This window comes from Mesorhizobium sp. M0676 (genome assembly GCF_040320535.1).
Lineage (GTDB): Bacteria > Pseudomonadota > Alphaproteobacteria > Rhizobiales > Rhizobiaceae > Mesorhizobium.
In genome coordinates, this window is the sequence record NZ_JAMYPU010000040.1 from 20,391 (window position 1) to 37,067 (window position 16,677).

The 16,677-nt window shown below is 59.9% G+C and carries 13 protein-coding genes and 3 pseudogenes; 8 read left to right on the top strand and 8 right to left on the bottom strand.

Annotated elements, in window-relative coordinates; translation table 11 throughout:
* Nucleotides 1–282 (bottom strand): DNA -binding domain-containing protein, encoded by a 282-nt coding sequence (locus tag NKI35_RS28490; protein WP_352742095.1) that lies wholly within the window; start codon nt 280–282, stop codon nt 1–3.
* Between the two features lie 220 nt (nt 283–502).
* Between NKI35_RS28490 and NKI35_RS28495 the strand changes: the two genes are divergently transcribed.
* The 3 genes and pseudogenes from NKI35_RS28495 to NKI35_RS28505 form a co-directional block, all read left to right on the top strand.
* Nucleotides 503–649 (top strand): helix-turn-helix domain-containing protein, encoded by a 147-nt coding sequence (locus NKI35_RS28495; RefSeq protein WP_502897184.1) that lies wholly within the window; start codon nt 503–505, stop codon nt 647–649.
* Nucleotides 650–824: 175 nt separating this feature from the next.
* Nucleotides 825–1,040 carry a helix-turn-helix domain-containing protein gene (locus NKI35_RS28500; protein ID WP_023682784.1) on the top strand — a complete coding sequence of 72 codons (216 nt, stop codon included), beginning with the start codon at nt 825–827 and terminating at the stop codon, nt 1,038–1,040.
* Nucleotides 1,041–1,477: 437 nt separating this feature from the next.
* Nucleotides 1,478–1,642, top strand: a pseudogene (locus tag NKI35_RS28505) (ArdC-like ssDNA-binding domain-containing protein); the annotation flags it as partial.
* A gap of 407 nt (nt 1,643–2,049) precedes the next feature.
* Here NKI35_RS28505 and NKI35_RS28510 read toward each other — a convergent pair.
* Together NKI35_RS28510 and NKI35_RS28515 are read right to left on the bottom strand one after the other, a co-directional pair.
* Nucleotides 2,050–2,745 carry an OmpW/AlkL family protein gene (locus NKI35_RS28510; RefSeq protein ID WP_502897185.1) on the bottom strand — a complete coding sequence of 232 codons (696 nt, stop codon included), beginning with the start codon at nt 2,743–2,745 and terminating at the stop codon, nt 2,050–2,052.
* Between the two features lie 175 nt (nt 2,746–2,920).
* The gene (locus tag NKI35_RS28515) at nt 2,921–5,011 is read right to left on the bottom strand and encodes a prolyl oligopeptidase family serine peptidase (RefSeq protein ID WP_352742098.1); all 2,091 of its coding nucleotides are present in this window, start codon (nt 5,009–5,011) and stop codon (nt 2,921–2,923) included.
* Between the two features lie 407 nt (nt 5,012–5,418).
* Here NKI35_RS28515 and NKI35_RS28520 point away from each other — a divergent pair, with 407 nt between their 5' ends.
* Nucleotides 5,419–5,583 (top strand): hypothetical protein, encoded by a 165-nt coding sequence (locus tag NKI35_RS28520; RefSeq protein ID WP_352662643.1) that lies wholly within the window; start codon nt 5,419–5,421, stop codon nt 5,581–5,583.
* Nucleotides 5,584–5,996: 413 nt separating this feature from the next.
* Here NKI35_RS28520 and NKI35_RS28525 read toward each other — a convergent pair.
* Nucleotides 5,997–6,352: pseudogene (locus NKI35_RS28525) on the bottom strand (transposase); the annotation flags it as partial.
* 587 nt (nt 6,353–6,939) lie between these two features.
* On the opposite strand from NKI35_RS28525, the gene NKI35_RS28530 reads away from it, so the two are divergent.
* The 4 genes from NKI35_RS28530 to NKI35_RS28545 all read left to right on the top strand — a co-directional run bounded on the left by NKI35_RS28530 (nt 6,940) and on the right by NKI35_RS28545 (nt 13,354).
* Nucleotides 6,940–7,296: a hypothetical protein gene (locus NKI35_RS28530; RefSeq protein WP_023736366.1), complete on the top strand. Its 357-nt coding sequence runs from the start codon at nt 6,940–6,942 to the stop codon at nt 7,294–7,296.
* A gap of 1,133 nt (nt 7,297–8,429) precedes the next feature.
* A complete protein-coding gene (locus NKI35_RS28535) occupies nt 8,430–9,734 on the top strand; it encodes a lysine N(6)-hydroxylase/L-ornithine N(5)-oxygenase family protein (protein WP_352742100.1) in 1,305 nt (434 codons plus the stop codon).
* Between the two features lie 505 nt (nt 9,735–10,239).
* On the top strand, nt 10,240–11,019 hold the full coding sequence (locus NKI35_RS28540) for a phytanoyl-CoA dioxygenase family protein (RefSeq protein WP_352742102.1): 780 nt from the start codon (nt 10,240–10,242) through the stop codon (nt 11,017–11,019).
* A 331-nt stretch (nt 11,020–11,350) separates the two neighbouring features.
* Nucleotides 11,351–13,354, top strand: coding sequence for a class I tRNA ligase family protein (locus NKI35_RS28545; protein WP_352742104.1), 2,004 nt, complete (start codon nt 11,351–11,353; stop codon nt 13,352–13,354).
* Nucleotides 13,355–14,163: 809 nt separating this feature from the next.
* Here NKI35_RS28545 and NKI35_RS28550 read toward each other — a convergent pair.
* The 4 genes and pseudogenes from NKI35_RS28550 to NKI35_RS28565 form a co-directional block, all read right to left on the bottom strand.
* Nucleotides 14,164–15,621 (bottom strand): NAD-dependent succinate-semialdehyde dehydrogenase, encoded by a 1,458-nt coding sequence (locus NKI35_RS28550; protein ID WP_352742106.1) that lies wholly within the window; start codon nt 15,619–15,621, stop codon nt 14,164–14,166.
* A gap of 262 nt (nt 15,622–15,883) precedes the next feature.
* On the bottom strand, nt 15,884–16,069 hold the full coding sequence (locus tag NKI35_RS28555; RefSeq protein ID WP_352742120.1) for a hypothetical protein: 186 nt from the start codon (nt 16,067–16,069) through the stop codon (nt 15,884–15,886).
* Nucleotides 16,070–16,250: 181 nt separating this feature from the next.
* Nucleotides 16,251–16,382, bottom strand: a pseudogene (locus NKI35_RS31410) (insulinase family protein); the annotation flags it as partial.
* Nucleotides 16,383–16,482: 100 nt separating this feature from the next.
* On the bottom strand, nt 16,483–16,677 hold a 195-nt coding region (locus NKI35_RS28565; protein WP_352742108.1), incomplete at its 5' end, for a transposase.

Below are 16,677 nucleotides of genomic sequence, written 5' to 3' on the forward strand. Positions count from 1 at the left end.
TCAGGCCTTTTGGCGGCCAGAGAACAGCTCTTTGTACCCCGCCACCACCAGCCAATGGGCGCGCGCGAGATGGCTGCGAACCGCCCTTTGGGCGCGCGTTGGCTCTTGCACTGGATCGATTCCCAATATCGCCTGCGCCATCTGTTCTTCGCTGGCATTGCCGGCGCATGCGTCTATGAGTCTCAGATAGATCCTGAAGTGCTCATTGTCATAACCGGTCAGGCTCTCCGCCCAGGGGACCTCGTCGACAACAGCAGGTTGGAGCAATCTGTCTTCCATCATCTCATGTCTCGCTGTATGAATTATCCCGCGTCCAACTTTGACTGCACAATATCCTAAAACGGGATAATTCGAAACTGGGATTAGTGTCGTGAGCCAGTTTCTTCCTGGCCGGTTCGTCTGATGCCGAAATCCACTTCGATCACCTCGCCAGGGCCGACTGCTGAAAAGGCTGATTGCGGCGCGCAAAACCAAAGGGGTCACCCAGACCCAGGTTGCTGGTATGCTGGGCCGCCCACAATCCTTCGTGGCCAAGTACGAGGGTGGTGAACGTCGGCTGGACGTATTTGAGTTTCTCGACGTTACCGAGGCTCTCGATATCGATCCTTGTGAGTTTCTGGCACGAATGCGTCGCTCTCGTGACCTGTAGATGGCGTTGCGCTTTGTTTGGCTGTCAAACTTCACGATTTACGTCCTTGAGTTCACGGCTCAGGGGATTTGCCCTCGCGAAATGATGCCGTGCAGCCGCTCGCCCTTTGTTGTCTCTGATCTTTGTAGAGAATACTCCGTGGTGAAATCCTCGACAAGAGGGTGGCTTCTCGTGCATGGAAATCCGAGAGGTCTTTGCCCGCAATCTGCGTAGGCATCGTCAAAAAAAGAAATTGTCCCAGGAAGCGCTGGCGCATGAGGCTGGCGTTGACCGAACATATGTCAGCGCACTTGAGCGCTCGGTCTATGCCGCCAGCATTGATACGGTGGCGAAACTCGCCAGAGTGCTCGGAATCGATCCGGCCGATCTACTCAACCCTCATTCTGAATAAATCTGGAGGCGGGGACGAAAACGCAGTTGATGAGACTCGGCCAGAAGGTTTTCAGACATCCATGCTGCTGACAGGAACGCCCGCGCGCCTTCGCAGCCGGTGCTCCTGAACCGAGCCCGCTTTTCTTCGGCAAGCTCAGGCGGTCTCGGCCATTCGGCTTCGCCCCTTGCCGCGGCAGGAGGTCGGCTGCTGACGGTCGCCGGACAGAGGGCCGGCGCGGTTTGTCTGTTGGGCCTTTCCCGGTGGCGCGGGGTGGGCCGCACTCCCTTCTAGACCCGCCGCGGCAGCCCGCAACGCTTCGCGTGCCGCTCAGGGGCCTCCTCTTCGTTACGGTCCTTCGGATGCGTTCCGCCTACTGGGCGGGCCCTTCCGGTCGCGACTCGCCGCCCACCCCGCTTCCGGGGAAAGGCGCGGCGATTGGTGAGCGGAGGATACACATGCGTGCAAACAGCAAGCGTACCACCAGCGGAGAGGCTGGCGCAGGCAAGGGCAGGCGCCCGGGCGCCAGCCTCTATCAGGAGATCACTGACCGCATCATTGCCGAGCTGGAGCGCGGTACCGTGCCATGGGTCAAGCCATGGGGCAGCGCAAAAGCAGGCCTGGCCTGCCGAGGAATGCTTCCGGCGCGCCAGCCACCGCTCCTGCAGCAAAAGAACAACAGCTATCGCAGCATGGCTGAACAAGGCATCTTGTCGGCGTCGAGGAGCTCCGTGCTCGCCTTACGCAGGCGCATAGCTCTGACATGACGTCCGGGAGACTGATGCCGGGTATTCCATCAACAATACCCAACAGCCATCCTGGTCCGAAGCGCATCTAAGCACCTCGATTTCAGGCGTTGGTCGAGCCCGCATTGATCACGGGGTACCCTTTTTGGTCCGCTGGAGGAGCGCGGCGCCCCTCGACAACGGGTTCTTCAGGTGTCGCCCGTTCAGAGCCGACGGAAAAAGGGGCGCACAAGGCGCGCCCTTCATTTCGATCCGCTATCAGCAGCCGCCTTCACCTTTCGTTGTTAGAAGCGGTAGGTGACACCTGCGCCTATCAACCAGGGATCGAGATCCGCCTTCCCCGTCAGCTTCGCGCCGTCGACCGTGACGTCGAAGTCTGGCTTTAGGAAAACCTTCTTCACGTCGAAGTTGACGCCCCAGTGCTGATCCACCATGTAGTCGAACCCGACCTGCAGCGCGGTGCCGAACGTGTTCTTAACATGGAGAGCATCTGCACTGCCGACGTCGTGGTTATAAAAGATCGTGTAGTTCACGCCGGCACCGACATAGGGCTTGAATGCGCCGAAATTGGTAAAATGATACTGCAATGTGAGCGTGGGCGGCAGCAGCCAAACCTTGCCGACATTGCCCAGCGCGCCGATCGCTCCTTGGCCCTCAATGTTGGCATAGGTGGTGCCGAGGATAAGCTCCGTGGCGATGTTGTCCGTGAAGTGATAGGAGATATCGAGCTCCGGCGTAACCGTGTTTGAATAAGAAAGACCAGAGCCGGGCACTGCATTGACGTAGCCCGAATCCTCAGTGACGACCCCCAACGCTCGCAGCCGGATCTGCCAAGGGCTTGGCGCTTCCGTGACCGAGGCTCCAGCCTGCGGGACGCTCGCGGCTTGCGCAAGCTCGGCCGCCACGGCCTGCTGTCCCATCAGCATCAGGACGATGGTCGCTGTTACGCCCCGCCCCACGCCCATTCGATTTCTCGCCATGATATTCTCTCCTTGCTCTTCAGAAATGATGCGGTGCACTATGAAAAAACCTGCTGGAATCGACGAAGCGCTCATGCGCAGTTTGCGTGGGACAGCGCGCGCATTTTATTTGCCCTTTGCTCGCAATCATCGACCTGTACTCACTTGTGAAACGTTGCCCTTTGTCTCCGTGTACCTATCGAACGCCATCGACTTGCCAGCCGATCGCACTGCGAAGGAAATTGGTGCCCAGTGCAATGAATGCGGCCCGCTCACGATTGTTCTTGCCGGAGACGTGCCCGCCTGCGTCGGACTCGTAGAAGTAGGCGGGATAGCCAAGAGCCTGTAGCTTTGCACCCATCTTGCGCGCGTGGCCCGGATGGACGCGGTCGTCTCGCATCCTGGTGGCAAGCAGGATCGGCGGATAGGGCTGTCCTGGTGTCGCGGCGTGGTAGGCCGAGACTTCCTTTAGGAATATCCATTCTTCGGGCTTGTCGGGATCGCCATATTCATCAATCCAGCTCGCGCCCGCCAAAAGCTTGGTGTAGCGGCGCATATCGATAACCGGGACGGTGCAGAACAGCGCGCCGAAACGCTCAGGATAGCGGGTAAGCATATTGGCGATCAGAAGGCCGCCATTTGAGCCGCTCTGGGCGGCAATCCGCCTCGGCAGCGTAATGCCTCTTCGCACGAGGTCGGCGGCAACGGCGGCGAAATCGTCATGGGCGAGACGCTTGCCCTCCCTGCGCCCGGCCTCGTGCCAACGGGTGCCGAACTCTCCGCCACCCCGGATGTTCGCCACCACACAGGTGCCGCGGCGTTCGAGCCACAGCTTGCCGAGCGAGGAGCTGTAGTGGGGCAGGCGCGATAGGCCGAACCCGCCGTAGGCGGTGAGGTGAACCGGGGCATCCCCGTTCCCGTTCGCCGGACCGACCTGCGTATAGGGGATCATCTCACCATCAGTCGAGACTGCCTCGTGGCGCGTGATCACCAGCCCGGATGCGTCGAAATTCTCCGGGTCGCGCTTCAGGATTACTGGAGCGCCGAAAGGCGCCGCGGCGTTGAGGTCTAATAGGAGAAGCTTCGGCAGCGTGATCGGGTCCTGAGCCGAAATGAGGACCTCTCCATTGGTCTCGTGAAGTTCCGCATCGAGCGACCGAAGGTGAACAGTCCCTTCGCAGGGCAGGGTGTCCAGCGCTCGGCGCGTCCATTCCTGGCGGTCGGGAGTGAACATCTCCAAACGCGGATCGAGGTTGACGAGGTAGGAGATAATGAGCTTCCCGTTATTCCAGAAGAATGACTGCAGGGAGCGCCTGGCGCCTGTTTCAAAGAGGATGGCAAAACTGCGCTCGCCGGCGATGAAGGAGGAAAGCGAGATGCCGATCAGCGCGTCCGCGGGATGTATCATCCCTCCCACTGTCCATGGCTTGCGCGGCTTTACCGCCAGCCAGTCGCTGAACCCGCTCCACGAGGCGTCTCGAGGAAGGTCGATCCGCGTCTTCGGCCCGCTCCTGTCACCGATTCGGCCGATCTTCTCAAAGAAGGTCGACTGCTCGATGAACCAGAGGCGCTCGCTCTCGGCGGTGCGGTCCAGATGGCCGGACACCCCGAGGGATTCGGAACCGGTCTCGAAGAGTACCGGCGCGGTGAGCGGATCCGCGCCACGCTTCCACAACCGAACGGTGCGCGCGTAGCCGCAACGGGTGGCCATGCCGTCACCAAGCGGACTGGAAAGCAGAAGCGTGTCAGGGTCGAGCCAATTAACCCCGCCATTGGCCTCCGCGAGGTTGAAACCGTCGGCGACGAAGCAAAGAGACTCCAGATCGAATTCGCGATGCACGACCGCCTCGCTGCCGCCGCGCGACAGGCGCAGAACGGCTCTTTCCCGTCTCTCCGGCTCAAGGGACGCGCCGCCCCAGATCCAGTCCTCTCCGTCGATAGCCGTGAGGGCGTCCAGATCAAGCAGTAGCTCCCACTGGGGCTCAACTTTCATGTAGGCGGCAAGGGTGCTCCGGCGCCACAGTCCGCGCGGATTTCCGGCATCTTGCCAGAAATTGTAGAGGTACGGGCCGCGGCGGGTGATCAAGGGAATCTTGTCAGGATGGTCGAAGATCGCTGTCATGGCCTCACGGTCGCGATCGAACTGCGTTCCACCGAACTGCCCCAGTGTCCTGGCCGACTGGCTGGCGGTCCAGTCAAGTGCCCGTTCGCCTTCTATATCTTCAAGCCAAAGATAGGGATCATCGTCGGGAGCATTCAGAGTTGGACGGAAATCGAACGCGGTCATGTCCGTACAACCTGAAGAATGAAAGCGCAAAGGCTTCCTTCCGCTCGGGCAAGCTCAGTGTTTGCGGCGGAGACCGCATGCTCAGCGAGCGTGATCATGGATGAGGTCTTCTCAGTTGGTGCGGCGCGGCAGTGCGTTTGCGCATAGGACTTGCATGTGTTGTGCCAACCAGGAAAATCTTTTCAGAACAATACGATCACTTTGATAGCGCTGTGTCTTATGTCCGACATCGTCGTAGTTCCGACAATGACTGCAACGGTAGGCGCCTGATCGGTCTAGTGTAAGCGCGGAGCCATCCCATCTGGCGCGGCATCAGATGATGGGCGAGAGATGATGACACTGAAGGAGCGTGGAGCTTGCGGTGTCAATTTCTATATCTGCGCCTATGTCTGATGATAGAAGTTTCCATGTTCTTGAGGCGGTTCCGAACCGGAGGCAAGCCCGCAGCGTCTGCGGCGGTCGGCGCAAGCGAAGGCACGCTGATCGAGGCGACGCTGAAGCCTGGCGCGAATGTGTCGGCGATCGCGCGAGAGGCTGGAGTGGCGACCTCGCAGTTCGGACCGCCGACGTAGGAATGGGACGCACCGCCCCGGAGCTTCGCCACCGATGCCCATGCTGCATCATGGTCAAATCCACTGCGATCTACCGCATACCAGTCTGCCGCGCGACCTTCGCGCCTGCCTCGGCGAGCTCGCCTCGGAAATCTGTCGTCGGCATTTGGCCCCACCGGAAAGAGCTCCACCTGACCGGCAAAGCCGGCGCCCGTGCTCGTGACCGTCAAGGACAAGTCGCTTCGCGATGGCCTGCAGCTACCCTTGACCGTCACTGCGGGCGGCAGCCAGTTCGAAGCCAGGTCGGCACGAGCACATGGTCGCCAATCAGCCGAACGAGGAGATGAGGAAACGAATCAAGCTTGACAATCATCGCCCCATACAGGCGTAGCTGACGGCTTGGTCGCCGCCTCTCCCGCATGGGGCCGGGCTGATCAGCGTGCCACGGCTGGCAGGCTGATGAGCGGATCATCGCTCATTTGGCTGATGGTTTCCAGCGTCATGTATCTGGCGCGCTGCACGGCCCATTCGTCGTTCTGTTCGAGCAGGATCGCGCCGACCAGGCGGACGAGCATCATCCTTGGGAAGACGCCGATGACCTCGGTGCGCCGCTTGATCTCGCCGTTGAGGCGTTCGATGGGGTTGTCGAGTGCAGCTTGGCGCGGTGCTCCTAGGGGAAAGTCATGTAGGCAAGCACGTCTGGCTCGGCGTCGTCCATGATTGTCGCCAGCTTCGGTACCTTCGGCCGGATCTGGTCGGCGACGGCGCGCCCTTGCGTGCTTGCGGCCTCGGGCGTCCTCGCCTTCGGCGGGCTGGTCGCGCTAAGGCCTTCGACAGCAACACCATCATTGCCGATCTGAACGAACGCGGCGAGCCAAGATCGTCATCTCGCAGCATCCGAGGCGCGCCTTGCCGCTCCCTCTCAATCTCGAACTCTACAAATGGCGTCATCTCATCGATAACTCTTCTGCAAACTCAAGGAGTTCGAGCGTAGGCCATGCGAGCTGACAAAACTGACCAGAGCTTCAACGCAATCATCCAACTCGCTGCCGCCGTCATAAACTCACGATGAATCTCAACAGGCCCTAGAGTGCCATTCAGCTTTTTTTATTTCATTGTAGACACTCCAGCTGAAATGACGCTCTTGACCCTGCCGCTCTGAGCGCAGCACCCGTGGCAGGCGGCGCTTCCATCGTTCACTTCGCGGCAAAGGCCGATGGCGCCTGAGGAAGTGATGAGGCCAGCGCAAACCAAAAACGTTTGCCTCGCGGCTTCGGTCCTCGGCCCTTGACTAGTTGGCGGCGATGTACAGGGATTTCCCGAGAGTCTACGTCGACCGTGCAAAGGCCTGCAACTGCTGAGTGAGAGGAGGGACGCTTGGACGAACACGATCCGAAGGAAGAGCTGATCGAGACGATTTTTCGCAACGGCACAATCACCGTCGTCGGCATTCTGCTTGCCTTTTCGCTCGGCTTCGTCACCCATTGGGCTGCGAACCCCATGCCATGGCGGCTCTACGACCTGTTCGCCGTTGTGCCGATCCTGGTCGGCATCACGTTGCAGTTGCGGGCGCTGTCCCTGCTACTCGACATGAGTTCGTTGCGCCGACCCATCTACGAACGCGCCAACCGCATCTTCATGGCCGGCCTTATCCTGACCGCGTGCGGCGTCGGGCTGGCCATCCTGCTCGATGTCTTCGCAATGTCGATGAAGGGCACGCTGCCCGGCGCTTGACGGCCTGTCCCTGCGCTTTGGAGCTGCCGCAATCGGCCGACGCGACGCGTCAGATCCGAGGGTTCCTAGTGCTTTCGCTCAAGCAGCGTCAGCCTTCTTCCCGAAGAACGCTGGGCTTGCCGGAAATTACGTCTCGGTGGCATAATCCGCATAGCTTTTAGGGTGCTGCCAGGAAGACCGATTTGCGGGCGTGGATGCATAAATGCGTTGGCGTCAGGAAGAGGCTCGGCAGGTTGCGTGCGCGCATTGCCGAACTGGAGCGCGATCTCGTGGCGATTACACCTCAGGGTCGCCATCGGCGATTCGAAGCCGGACATGAACTTCGCAATGCGAAGTGCCGCCTGAAGCGTCTCGAGGAATGCATCGCTGAAATACCGGAGAAATGTGGCCGTTAGCGCAAGCTTCGCCGCTCTCAATCTTTGCCACGCGGTCGGCTGGTCGGCCGGGAACAGAGCTGATCGTGCGGGTACTCTGTCCGGCAGAGACGCAAGGTTCTGCACTGTCCGTTCATGAAGACTTCGTGCTGGTCTCCACAAAAGAAGTATTCTGGTGCAGAAGGTGCCCGATTAGCTATCGGAAAAAGCGACATCGACGTGCAAATCGGGCGCCGCAGTGAGGCGTCCCCCCCAATGTCGGATTTCCGACAGGATCGTAAATCCGCCAACCCATTGTTTAATAAAATTTCCTTCCTGGCACGGCCCATGCATGGGGACTCTGCGAACGCATCAGCCAGACGTCGTCCATGATCATGCGCACCGAAAATGCCGTCGCCGCAGTGAAAACCGCGCTCTCGCCTGCCATCAAGCCGCCGAAACGCCGGCGCGTCATGGTCGAGTCAGGCGATTGCGCCGGCTTCAAACACCTTAGTGGGCCTGGAAAGCTCCTCGCGTGACGGCGAGGGGGGCATCCAGACGGGCGGAAAGGACAAACGTCGTTGCCCCACGTCGCCGGCATCGTCGATTGTCACCGGGCTGGAATGCGCGGTCTACATGCGAAGACCCGAACGCGCAGGACAAATTCTCGCAAGCCCGGTCGGGACTGGGGCTCGAAGTCCGTGAGCGGAGGCTAATGGCTATGGCCGATATTCGCCGCGAACAAGCCGCCTAGTGGGAAGGCGCTATAGGAGGAAGCAGGTGGAGTTATCTTGCGTTGGGATCGGTGCTGGCCCGTCCAATTTGAGCCTTGCGTGTCAGATACACGAGCAAGTTGGGAAAGGGGCAGTGTTCCTGGATCGGCAGGTCGACTTCCGCTGGCATCCAGGCAGCGCATTCGATTCCTCGGAGCTCCAGGTCAGTCACTTCAAGGACCTGGTCACTCTGGTGAATCCGCGATCAGCCTACACTTTCGTAAACTTCCTGCACGAGAACGGGCGTCTGTATCACTTCCTGAACGCACAGTTCGAAGCCGTGCTCAGAGTGGAGTTCGAACAATACCTGAACTGGGTCTTCCACAGGAACCCACTTGTGCGTGGCGGTGAGACAGTGCGCGAAATCCGCTTTGACGGCGAGTTTCAGGTGCGGACGGATAAGGCGGTTCTCGGCGCCAGAAACGTTGTGGTCGGCATTGGCAAGCAGGCGCAAATTCCGCCTCAATTTCAGGGCTGGATTGGACGCAACCTGTTCCACTCATCGGTTTTACTGCACATCCACCCTGAGGTGCGGAGAAAGCATGTCTGCGTGGTCGGCGGAGGCCAGTCGGGAGCCGAGGTGATGTTGCACCTTGTCGGCCTGCCGAACGAACGGCGGCCTGCCTCGATCACTTGGGTCTCGCAGCGCGAAAACTATCTGCCTCTGGACAACAGCCCGTTCACAAACGAGTTGTTCATGCCCTGCTTTTCGGATCGCTTCGCGGCGATGAGCGAGTCGCAGCGTAAGCTGCTCCTGCGGCGTTTCGTGCTTGCTTCGGACGGCATTTCGGAAAGCACGTTGCGCGCGATCTATCAGGCGCTGTACCGCCATGCATTTTTCGAGCCATACCGATGCGACATCACACTGCGGCCGGGCTGCACCGTCTCGCACTGCATCAACGCCGGACCGGGTCACAGGCTGACCCTGCAGCATGGCATGGACGAGGTCGAAGAAGTCACGGCTGACATCGTCATCCTGGCCACCGGTTACGGGAACGCGGTCCCAAGCTTGTTGGAACCGATCATGGGCCGCTTGGAGCAGATCGACAATGAATTAGCTATTCGCGAGGATTTTTCGGTGAGCTGGGACGGACCGTGTGACAGACGCATCTTCGTACAAAATGCGAGCCTCGGGCAGCGCGGCCTGGCCGATCCGAACCTAAGCTTGCTGGCCTGGCGCGCGCGTCGCATCCTCGATAGCCTACTTGGGCGCGCGCCATGCGCGAACCCCGAGCATCCTGGCTTCATCACCCATACCTCGATCGAGAGCTGGCCCGACCACGCAGCCGAAGAAATGGGCAGTGGAATATGACTCGTATGCTTTTGATCATCGGCGGTGGCATCCTAGGAATGATGCCCGCCTGCGCTGCGGCGAACCCCGGAGGCTTCTCCGATATCATCGTGACCGACCAAGCCCTTGGACCAAGCGGCGCATCGCATCACTCTGGGGGCGTGCATTTCCCCTACGGTTGCCAAGGCCGTACCCAGTCGTTCACTCGAAAGAGCGCCGTGGTCTTGGCGGCCATGGCTGGGTCGGCAGGTAGCGGATGGTGCCGGCCTTTGGCGATGCGTGTCGTGGTTGAACCGGGTGAAGCGATTGATCCGGCCCAGTTTGCGGAACCCCTGGACCCGGCTGAGCCTGACATAGGCAGTCTCGCGCCGAGCTTCTGCGGACAATATCCGCCGGAGCGGAACGCACTTAGCATCGCCTCCCTCTCACGTGAGTCCGTCTCCGTGGACCCGCAACTTGATCAGCGCCCGACCGCCCTAATTGGCATGTCCAACCAAACCAGTGTTTCCAACAGGAGGCTTTTCGCATGTTGACTGATGCACAAAGAGAAAAGTGGCAGAAGGACGGATACGTCAGGCTCGAAAGGTTCTTCGATCCAGCGGCTCAGGAAGATATCTCTACCTTTGTCGAAGATATGTCACGCTGGGCCGTCAGCGATGATAAATGGCTCATGTGGTTCGAGAAGACGACGGACAATCGAAAGATCACCTCCAAGATGGAGAATTTTCTCGACTTCCATGGTCCATTGCGTCGTTTGCTCTTAGAAGATCAGCGCATAAAGTCAGCGGTCGAGGAGTTGCTTGGCGAAGATTCGCGCAGGCTCAAGGAGTTGCTGATTTTCCACTATTCAGACAGCGGCGGCTATCTCCCGCATCAGGACATTTATCACATTCCACACAAACTCCCCGACCGCATGGTCCATGCGGTGGTTGCCATAGGCGTCGACGACTCCGACCCGGAAAACGGCGGGCTTTTTTTCAGCCCCGGCAACCACGAAAAGGGGGTGTTTCCTATGGATGCCGGTGGGGTGATCTATCCTCAAGTTGCCGAAAAGTTCTCCTGGGAACCCATAATATGGAAGGCTGGCGACATCTTCATCTTCGACGATTACGCACCTCACTACTCACGACCGAACAAAAGCAATCGTTCTCGGCGGACGCTCTACTTGGTGTTCCAGCGTGCTTCAACCGGCGGGCCGACCCGCGCTGAATATAACGTGCTTAAGCGCGCCCTTAACCCGCCCGAGGGCAAAGTGGCCGATCTCGACAATCTCAAGCCCCCAAATGGCATCCTCTATCGCGATTGAGCTCACGCAGGCCAGGCGGAGGCATGCACACGACTGATCGACCGCTCAAAAATGCGCGGACGGTATGGCCGTCTGATTTGCGGGGTCGCGGAGCATCGACCGCAGCCCGTTAAGACGCTTCGGCACGTGTATTAGAGGTGGCCGCAGGGCGATCCTCTGTGGCGCTGCAACCCGACTGGTGCCCACCTGGTCGCCTCGCCTGGCGGCCCAGAGCTGCACTATCCCGGCCGGGGCTGCCAACGGGCCGGGCTACCGTTTCTGTGCACGAAATGCACGGGCGGCTGTTGCATTGGCAGCCGAGGTGCCACTGTTACAGCTAGGGTTCCTTATCATGCGCAAATACACGTTTTCTCGAACGGAGCTGTCGCGGGCGTTCGGTATCGACACGGCCACGCTTGGAACGGGCAGCGCTCGCACGGGGTTTTCATTCGGAAAGGTTGGACCCGGCGTCACATCCGAGCCCCATCGGCACGACGAAATCGAGGCGTTCGTGATCCTGTCAGGATCGGGCAATGTCAGGACCGACCGGGGGGAAATCTCGGTCGAGGCGGGCGATGTCGTTCTGTTTCACCCTTTTGAAGCGCATGTGCTGCGCAATGACGGAAACAAAGACCTAGATTTCGTCGCTGTCTACTGGCGAGACGGCGAGGCCGCCCTTGATGCCGCTACAAAGACCACGGCTCCACGCGGCCCAATCTTCGTCTTCTCCACGCCGCCAACGCCAAATGGCGATCTGCATCTGGGGCATCTTTCTGGCCCCTATTTCGGCGCTGATGTCTATACTCGTTTCCTGCGCATGAAAGGAGTCGAGGCCTATCACCTGACCGGAAGCGACGATTACCAGAGCTATGTCGCGACACGCGCCGATGCCGATCAATCGACGCCTGCAAACGTGGCGCGCTACTACGCCGACGAGATTCGCGCCACGCTTGCACTTCTCGATTGTGAGGTCCACAGCTTCCAAGCCACAATGGGCGATGACGGTTACGGCGAGTTCCAAACCGCGTGTTTCCGGAGTCTTCTGAGCAGCGCGGCGGTAGATTTGCGCCAGAGCCCTGCGCTTTTTGATGCTGTGACAGGCCATTATCTTTACGAGCCGGATGTTGGCGGCCTCTGCCCCGATTGCGGCGGCTCCGCCGCTGGCAACATCTGCGAGGAATGCGGTGCCCCAAACCTTTGCCACGACTTAGGTGCAGCGCGGTCACGGCAGTCTCCCGAGGCGCCGGTGGTCGGCTCCCTCGGCCGTCCGGAATTTGCCATGGACCAGTGCTACGACAATATCGACCGGCATCTAAGGGCGTCGGGCGTCCCGCTACGGATCTTGGATCTCTTCGCGCGCCTACGCCAACGCGGCGACTTTTCAGTGCCCATTACCCACCCCTCGGACTGGGGCCTGCCGGCCGAGGGGTTCCCGGGGCAAGTGATCTGGGTGTGGCCGGAGATGGCATTCGGTTTTCTGTACAACATCCAGGCGCTCGGCCGCTCGATGGGTCGCGACTGGAAGGCGGAGATGCCCGGCAACGACTGGCAGATTGTCCATTTCTTCGGCTTCGACAATTCGTTCTACCACGCGCTACTCTACCCCGCTCTTTACGCCGAGGTCTTCTCCCACTGGACGCCACGCATTCGCTATCACGTCAACGAGTTCTACCTGCTCGACGGGAAGAAATTCTCAACCAGCTGCCGCCATGCGGTCTGGGGCAAGGAGGTTCTGAGCCCAAAGACAGTCGACGTCGTGCGCCTTCATTTGGGCCTGACACGCCCGGAAGATGAGCGGACGGATTTCACGCTGGACGCACTGCGCCGCACCGAGAACGAGGTGTTCCAAAGCATCTGGCTGAACTGGCTTGAGGCGTTGAACCAGGAAATCAAGCACGATTTTGCCGGCCGTGTACCCGATGCAGGCGACTGGAGCCCGGTCGACCGCGCCTTCTTTGCTGGCATAGAGATCTATCGCGCTGCGATGGAGCGCGCCTATACGGACGAAGGCTTCTCGGTTCGGCGCGCGGCCACTCAGGTCTGCGAATTCATGCGCGATTGCGTGATCTACCGCGGGGCGCGAGACTTTGCGGCGGCGCGACGTTTCTATCCCGCCCGCAATCGGACTTCGCTAGCCCTTCAGACGACGGCCGCTGCGATCCTGGCACCGACACTCGCTCCGCTGATGCCCCGCTTCGCCAAAACGCTGGCGCGAGGCATCGATGGCGCCTCAACCGAAAAATGGCCCCGGTCCGTCCAACGCCTTGCGCCCGGGACGCGCTTTGATCTCGGACCCGTGTTGGTGTTCTACGCCAAATCCGGCAATCCTCATCTCGATGACGAGGAAACACTATGAGCCCAAAGGTGCACCAGTGAGCTGTCCCCATCTCGACCAGATCTGCGCGGCAATCAAAGCCGACGATGCCAAATATCTTGACTCGCTGTCACTGGCGAGGGAAGCCGCTCTGAACGGTAGAGACTAGATTAGCTGACCTGAACCAACGCGTCGTCAAACAACCCTGGCCCGCCCCTTCAAGGACCGCTCGGCCGATCGCTTCCCAGCCCTTGCTGTTCGTGCCGAAAATGCGTGTGGGCTCGACTGGGCTGACCAACCTCTTCGGCATCGGGATTTCCGTCCTCCAGCCGGTCAAGGCTGTAATGCGGTTCGACCCGCTTGGTCAACCTGGCGCGCCCTGGACCGTGCGCCGATCACCAATGTGGATGCGAATGTGATGGTACCTTCAATTCTGTCCGAGCGTGTACCGGCGCGGCAGTCAGCCGAAGAACAGCTGAGCTACTGATCTCGGAATGTAGCAGGTCCAATTTCTGCCCCTGAAGCCGGATATTGCTCAATCAGCGTTGACGATGGCTTGGTGCACAAGCTTCCAAGCAGACCGCGCAACGACAGCCCGTCGCCTGAGGATAGTCGGCGAGGGCCGCCAAATCGCAAGCGTATCCTCCGTCGCCTGCGCGCTGTCTTCGCCGAAAATGCAGACGCTTGTCTCGTCGAGAGATACATCCAGCATTTTAGGGGGCTCCTCAGGATTGCGTGTTTGCTCGGGTGCGGACCGCCCCTCAGTTCCCAATCGAGGAGCGATTCTACAATTCACACGTTTGGAGATCGCTCGCTAGGTAACCCGTCTGTGAACCCTGCAAGCCAATGCTTCAGATGCCGCCCATGCAGAGGTATTTCATTTCGAGGTAGTCCTCGAGGCCATGGCGGGATCCCTCCCGCCCGATGCCGGACTGTTTTATCCCACCGAACGGCGCCGCTTCCGAAGACATCCGGCCGGTATTTACCCCGACCATTCCATATTCCAAGGCCTCGGCGACACGCCAGACACGCTTCAGGTTAGAGGCATAAAAATACGCCGCGAGGCCGTAGATCGTTTCATTGGCATCACGCACGACCTGATCCGCATCGTTGAAGCGAATAATCGGTGCGAGCGGCCCGAATGTCTCTTCTTGCGCCACGGTCATCTCACTGGTGACACCGGTCAGGACCGTTGGTTGGAAAAACGTGCCATTCGTGCCGACGCGTTTGCCCCCGCATCGAATTGCGCCGCCTTTAGCTACGGCATCGGCAATATGGGATTCAATCTTGGCCAAAGCCTGCTTGTCGATGAGAGGCCCGATGTCCACTCCGGGAGCGAAACCGTCACCAACTTGAAGTTGGCGAGCCCGTTCCACGAATTTCTCGACGAACTCGTCGTGAACGCGCGACTGGACGTAAAGGCGGTTCGCTGAAACGCAGGTCTGGCCGGCATTGCGGTACTTCGCCTGGATCGCACCGTCAACCGCGGCATCGATATCGGCATCATCGAAGACGATGAAGGGTGCATTGCCGCCGAGCTCTAGGCTGACTTTTTTGATCTGGTCCGAGCACTGGCGCATGAGTAGGCGCCCGATCTCAGTAGAGCCGGTGAAGCTGATCTTGCGGACCTTGGGATTTGTGCAAAGTTCGCGGCCGACCGCGTCACCTTCGGACGCATAGATCAGGTTGACGACGCCTTCGGGGAAGCCTGCCTGATGGGCGAGGGCGAACATTGCTCCAGCCACGAGCGGCGTCTGTTCAGCGGGCTTGAGGACAATCGTGCAGCCCGCCGCCAAGGCTGGCGAGATTTTGCGCGCCACCATCGAGGCCGGGAAATTCCATGGGGTTATCGTGCCGACCACACCGATGGGCTGCTTGATGACCAGCATTCGGCGGTCCGTCGATGGTGCGGAGATCGTCTCGCCATAGACGCGATTTGCCTCCTCGGCGTACCATTGCAGATACGCCGCAGCATGCGATATCTCCGATTTGGCCTCGGCAAGCGGCTTGCCCATCTCCGCGGTGAGAATTGCAGCGAGATCGTCGGTGTGGACGATGATCAACTCATGCCATCGCCATAGAACATCGCTGCGCTCACGTGCGGTAAACCCCGCCCATCCAGGCTGCGCGACATAGGCCTTCTCGATTCCAGCGCATGTCTCTTCGACTCCCATGTCAGGTAGTTCTGCCAGCACTTCGCCGGTCGACGGGTTGAGGACCTCGAATGTCCGCTCTCTAATCCGCGTGCCAAGTGCCGGCAGGCGATCGATGGGTCCAAACAGGTCAGGGGATCTCAGGTGACGGATCATCGGCGGGCACAGGGGCAATCGGTTTCCTCCTCAACGCCAGGCGTATATAGCAGGTTCGGTGTGTAGTCCGGACGTCCAAGCTCCTCATAGGACCTCGGCCAGACAGCTAGCAGACCACGGTTGCCAACTGGAAAGGGAGAATACCTGAATTCGCTAGAAGATGAGTCGCGGTTCTACTAGCCGGGCTCGACCGGCGGTTGCGCGCGGGCAGGTCCGGCCCGCACACAACCCTGCCAAAGGTCTTCGCGGCCAGCGCCTGGTTCTACCTGCCGGCCACCGCGTCGTTCGGTCGGCAATATTTGTTGTAGATCGTGAATGCTTCGGTGCCGTTCAGCTTTTCCATCTTCTGCATCCAGCCGTTGACCGGAATGCGGTAGGGCTGGTTCGGCCGCAATGTCGCGTTGACCTCCTCGTCCAGCGGACCTGCGGGTTCGTCTCTCTGCGCCAACGGCGCTCATCATCACGTTTCGCTCGGTCTTGATCATTCTCGTTGAGGATGAGGTTGAACATGCGATCGCTCGAAGCCCATCATCTCGCCCAAAACGAGTCATAGGCGGTGAGGGCGTTTTGTCGCCGCCGCTGACTGAGACCGCTCGGTCGAACTCGCTGTCGGCGCGGTTGGTGATCGCTTTCAAGATCAGACGCTCGAGGAAATGGGGCAAGTCCGGATTTGCCGGGTGCTCGTCGGCGCTGCCGACCTTGTACCAGACCATATGAGTGACGATTGGCGCGCGGTGATCGGGGATGTCGACCCATGCCATTGCCGAGCAGGATATCCGCGATCTTGCCGACGTCGGTGGCGGCCAGAGCCGGAGCGGTCGTCACCAGGGCCAGGGCGGTGGCAGTGAACGCCTTGCGCAGCTAGAGCAGAATCTGATCACTCAGGCATCCTGCGGCGCAGAAGTAGTTTGAGCACTCCTCGGCGGTGAAGCGTGGCAAGGCGTCGCGGATTGCGTCCCAAAGCTCGGGGCTGTTGCGTGCGGCGGCTTTCCTGAGGATCGACTTCAGCTTGGAGAAGGCATTCTCGATCGGGTTAAAGTCGGGGCTGTAAGGCGG